At 47.3% G+C, this 588-nt stretch carries 2 tRNA genes and 1 rRNA gene; all 3 read left to right on the forward strand.

Features of this window, described 5'->3' with window-relative positions:
- Positions 1-37 precede the first annotated feature (37 nt).
- Positions 38-114: transfer RNA gene (locus tag AC0V2Y_RS28835), tRNA-Ile, on the forward strand.
- A gap of 25 nt (positions 115-139) precedes the next feature.
- Positions 140-215 (forward strand) — tRNA-Ala (locus AC0V2Y_RS28840).
- A gap of 240 nt (positions 216-455) precedes the next feature.
- Positions 456-588 (forward strand): 23S ribosomal RNA (locus tag AC0V2Y_RS28845); the annotation flags it as partial.

The raw sequence follows: 588 nt of genomic DNA on the forward strand, positions 1-588 counted from the left end.
CACACTTATCGGCTGTTAATAAAGAAGAACAGCATTTGGGGCTGTAGCTCAGCTGGTTAGAGCACCGTGTTGATAACGCGGGGGTCGTTGGTTCGAGTCCAACCAGCCCTACCAGTTTCTGTAGTCTGGAAATACCCTAGGGGGATTAGCTCAGCTGGGAGAGCACCTGCTTTGCAAGCAGGGGGTCGTCGGTTCGATCCCGTCATCCTCCACCAAAAGTTCAAACGTAAATCAGCGCAGGTGGCGCCGGGATTTAGGTTTGGTCTTTTCGAGATCAAGTGCTGTATGTTCTTTAACAATCTGGAAGAAGTAAAGATTATTTATTGATCGGTTTGCCGTAAAAAGTGAATCGATGGGTAATGATTGTATGTATCAACAAACAAGCAACAACGTTGTACTTTCTTATCCCTGTAGCGCTCTTTTCATTTGAAAGAATGAAGAGGCTAACGTTATAGGGACAAGCGAATAAGTGCACATGGTGGATGCCTTGGCGATTACAGGCGATGAAGGACGTAGTAGCTTGCGATAAGCTGCGGGGAGTGAGCAAACACACTTTGATCCGCAGATTTCCGAATGGGGCAACCCACC

It is taken from the genome of Janthinobacterium sp. BHSEK (assembly GCF_056174685.1).